Annotated in this window: 3 protein-coding genes; all 3 read left to right on the top strand. The window is 42.0% G+C overall.

Annotated elements, in window-relative coordinates; all coding sequences use genetic code 11:
* Positions 1-115: 115 nt before the first annotated feature.
* Positions 116-316: a restriction endonuclease subunit S gene (locus HCN83_RS17745; protein WP_168009738.1), complete on the top strand. Its 201-nt coding sequence runs from the start codon at positions 116-118 to the stop codon at positions 314-316.
* Positions 317-326: 10 nt separating this feature from the next.
* The gene (locus HCN83_RS17750) at positions 327-3488 is read left to right on the top strand and encodes a type I restriction endonuclease subunit R (RefSeq protein ID WP_343033772.1); all 3162 of its coding nucleotides are present in this window, start codon (positions 327-329) and stop codon (positions 3486-3488) included.
* A gap of 253 nt (positions 3489-3741) precedes the next feature.
* Positions 3742-4608 (top strand): PD-(D/E)XK nuclease family protein (locus tag HCN83_RS17755; RefSeq protein ID WP_168009736.1); only part of this gene is annotated, 867 nt, incomplete at its 3' end.

Here is a 4608-nt window from a genome sequence, read left to right on the forward strand (position 1 = left end):
ATAAGCGCGTTTGAAACGGGTCCACGAGAAGCAAAATGAGACACCGCTCTCCAGAACCCCGAAGGGAGCCGGCTCCAAAATCAACTGTCACTTTTCTCACCGTCTCTTTTCTTGACTGAAGACCACTGGGTCAACTTTTACAGAAATATCAGGGAAACAACTAGCTAAAATGAAGATACATATTCCAACATTTCAAGAACAACAAAAAATCGGAAAATTCTTCAAGAAACTTGATGATTCAATCGCCACTCACGAAAAAGAACTCGAACTGTTACAAGAAATCAAAAAAGGATTCCTGCAAAAAATGTTTGTCTAGAGGTGATTATGTGAAGGGATTGTCCCATCGATCAGAGACAGAAATTGAGAATCATTTGATTCAAGTATTGGGTGAGGGATATAACCAGTGGACGTTTCGTGAGGATTTGAAATCAGAGGCGGACTTATGGAAAAACCTGCGCCAAAAAATTACGCAGAATAACCTGGCTGAACTTGGTGAAACGCCTTTAACAGATAAGGAATTTGACGCGATTAAAACAGAGCTGCTTTTTCGGACGCAGACGCCGTTTGATGCAGCCAAGTGGTTAAAAGGCGAGAACGGTATCGCCCGGATTACGATTGAGCGGGAAGACAGCCATGAAGGGTTTGTATCCCTCGTGCTCTATTCTAATCAGGATATCGGCGGTGGGATCTCGAGCTATGAAGTCGTTCATCAAATTGCCAAACAACGTGCGACCAGTGAAGGGCGAGATCGTCGTTTTGACGTGACGCTTCTCATTAACGGACTCCCGATCGTACAGATTGAGTTGAAAAAGGTCACGGCGAAGGACGGCGTGTACCAAGCTTTTAATCAAATTAAGAAATATGCAGAAGAAAGTGTGTTTCGAAGCAACATCTTCGCCACTCTGCAGTTGTTTGTCGTCTCGAATGAACAGACGACTCGCTACTTTGCAAATGCGATGCCAAAGAACTTGCACCGTAAGTTCATGTTTAGCTGGCGCACGAAAGATAATAAGAAAGTGGAGAACCTGTATGAGTTTTGTAAACAGGCACTAAACATTCCGGATGCTCACCGGCTCATTGCCAATTATACGATCGTCAGTGAAGATCAGGACAACAAAACGCTGATGGTACTTCATCCTTATCAGATCCATGCCATTGAAGCCTTATTTACCGCAGCGAATAAACACAAGTCGGGCTACGTGTGGCACGCGACAGGCTCCGGGAAAACGCTGACGAGCTTTGTCTCAACGAAACTGTTGGCGAAGAAGTCAGGCATTGACCGCACGATCATGCTCGTAGACCGTAAAGACTTGGATAACCAGACAACGAGTGAGTTTACAAAGTTCGCATCGGAATTTAATACGGGCATCTCGTCTGGAAATACTCCGGCGAACAGCTTAATTGTTGGAACGGGCAGTGCTAAAGAGTTAAGTAAAACGCTCCTTGCCGATGCCAATTCAAATGTTGTCATTATTACGACCCGTCAAAAACTTGATGCAGCGTTAAAGTATGCGAAGAAACAGGAAGAAATTAAAGGGACTAATCGCTACGAGAAGCTGATGGGACAACACATTGTCTTCGTTGTGGACGAATGCCACCGTGCACTAAGCGCAGAAAACATGGAAGAAATAAAGGCTTTTTTCCAAAGCTCTACATGGTTCGGATTCACAGGGACGCCGATCTTTGATGATAATAAAAAACAGGCAAAGGGAAAATTGGCGAGAACGACATTTGATCAGTACGGAGAAGTCCTTCATACATACACGATTAAAAACGCGTTAGAAGATGGGTCCGTACTTGGTTTCCAAGTGGAGCATGAGACAACCATCGAACCAACCTCATTAGATAATATGATCTTTCATAAGTTGAGGAGTTCTCAATACGCGAACGCGGAGGACGAGGCAATTAATGTGAAGATTGACGAGATGAGCGGTGTCGAAAAAGAGTCGTATATCGACAGGTCAATGTTTGAGCAAGATGAGCACATTGATAAAGTTATAAAAAAGATTCTGAGCCCGGATAATGCGTATACAAAATTTGATTTTAAAAATGGGAAGCCGACGAAATCGGCCATTCTTACGACCAGCTCCATTGATATGGCAAAACGATACTATCATGCTATTAAAGCAATGACGAAAGACGAGAATTGGATGAATCACGTCTATCCTGGGCGCCCTATTCGAGAGGGGCGGTCGATGGATGATCCAGATTTTCCGCGTATCGCTGTCACCTATTCTCTTGACGAGAATATGGAAAACGCCATCGAGCAGCAGCAAGAGATGCAGGCGATCATCGATGATTATAACGAGTACTACAAAACAGCCTGGTCGTTACAAGATATTGAACGATATAACGGCGATATTAATAATCGTCTGGCTAGAAAACGGGCTGAATTCAAACAGCCCGGGCGGCAAATCGACCTTGTCATTGTGGTGGATCGTCTCTTAACAGGCTTTGATGCGCCAACGATTCAAACGCTGTTCGTTGACCGTAACCTTGAATACGCTGGTTTAATTCAGGCGTTTTCAAGAACAAACCGTACGTATCCGGAAAAAACAAAAGGCCTTATTGTTACCTTCCGTAAGCCCTTTACAATGGAAGAAAACGTAGAGAAAGCAACAAAGCTGTATTCAGAAGTGAAAGAAGAATCCGGCTTAATTTACCCAAGCTATGAGAACGTTAAGAAGCGATTTAAGAAAGCTCATAAACAGCTACAATCGATCATTGAAGAAGAAGGCGAAGTTGATGAGCAAAAGTCGGTGGAAACGCGAGTTGATTACGTCAAAGCCTTTCAAGAGCTCAACAACGCGTACGAGGCTTTGGTCACCTATGACAGTTACAATACGGACTTCGATGCCTCGAATACATTACAAGAACAAGTAAGTCTCCTAAAAGAAGAAGTCGGAGTTTATGAAACGGTGAAAGGATCGCTTGTCCAAACCGCTGAAGGAGATAACCCTGAGGGAGCGGACGATTTCTCTGGAATCGAATTCTTTAGTGAGGCGACAACCAAATTATATGACATTGATTCAAACTATATTGATCAATTGTTAGGAACGTATGAAGCAAACAATCCGGCAGTTCGTGACGAAATAGAAAAAGCTTTGCAGAAATTAAATAAAGCTGAAATTGTGAAAAGCTTGTATCACGAGATTTTAAATGCAATCGATAAGAAAGAAGTGGATGAGGAAGAAGATATCTTTGCTTTAAAGCGACGATTTTTTACTGACAGAAAAGAGCATATCATTGAAGGGTTTAGTGAATATTGGTGTGTTTCAAGCTATGAACTGCATGCCTCAGCTGTCCAGTATATGATCGGCATGGAGGCAATTCCAAATATGAAAAGCATCATTGAAAGTAAGGATTACGAAGCCTTTAAAGCGGAGCATCCCGAAATCAAACCATTCAAGTACCCTCAAATGATGAAACGCGAATGGCAAAAAGTATTGGATGAACAAGTTCTGCCGTTAGATAATGAACTTCGATAAGGAAGGGCGGTTGGCTAGGGGAAGCATTGCAGGAGCTAAAGTTGATCGAATGTGTCCATTCGTTGCCCGATGGTAAAGTGAGGAGACGATAAAAGGTAGATCTCAACTAAGCGTATTGCAATCGTTTGTTTTCTCATTTTTAATACTTACCAATGTAAAAGAAACCGATAAACAATGAACCGTTGTCCGACTGTTGTAAGCTTACTTGTTCAGGACAGCGGTTTTTTCAATGGAAGAGGAGGGGTGTATTAATATGGAGAAAGAGCTTACTTCGCTAAATGACTTTTTACTCGATACAGAAGCTCTTCATCAAATTGAAACGAAAGCATCTGCATTTAACTTGTTTGAAGTGCTTGGAGTTGTAAATCAGGAGATCCGACATAGCAACGTTCTTGCTTGGCTATTAGATCCAAATGAATCTCACGGGATGGATGATTTCATCGTGAGAGACTTAGTCAACATGGTTATACAGCGTATCCATGATGACGAATTTGATCATAAAAAGTGCTTGCATATAGCTTTAGTTGATTATACGGATCTCGTAGTTAAACGAGAATGGCAGAACATTGATATTCTATTGGTTTCGGAGAAGGAACAGCTCGTCATCGTCATTGAAAACAAGATATGGAGTCAGGAGTCTAACCATCAATTGAATAAATATGAACAGATAGTGGAGAACCACTACCATGATTACATGGCTGTCTATGTCTACTTATCTCCATTTGGTGATAGTGCCAGTCACTCTGAACGTTGGGTTAACGTGGATTACTCTACGATTATTAAACTCATTGAAGAAGGCACGAGTCATCGAGAATCAAATTTGAATGAACGGTCACGTAATTTTCTGACACAATACATAGAAATGTTGAGGAGGCACATTGTGGGAGATGAAGAGTTAGAGCAGATATGTAAGAAGATTTATGCAAAACATAAAAAAGCCTTAGACCTCATATACAAATATAAGCCCGATATACAGTCTGAGATAGCAAGCAAACTGTTATTGCTAGTCCAAAACGTCCAGAATAAGATGGGATTGTTTGTCCAAGGATTGACGGATATACTGTCTATAAAGACCCTGCAGAAAGGAAAAGACGCCTTCCACAATGCCGGCCATTACCAG

This window comes from Alkalicoccus luteus (assembly GCF_012034335.1).
In the GTDB taxonomy this organism is placed as follows: Bacteria; Bacillota; Bacilli; order Bacillales; family Salisediminibacteriaceae; genus Alkalicoccus; species Alkalicoccus luteus_A.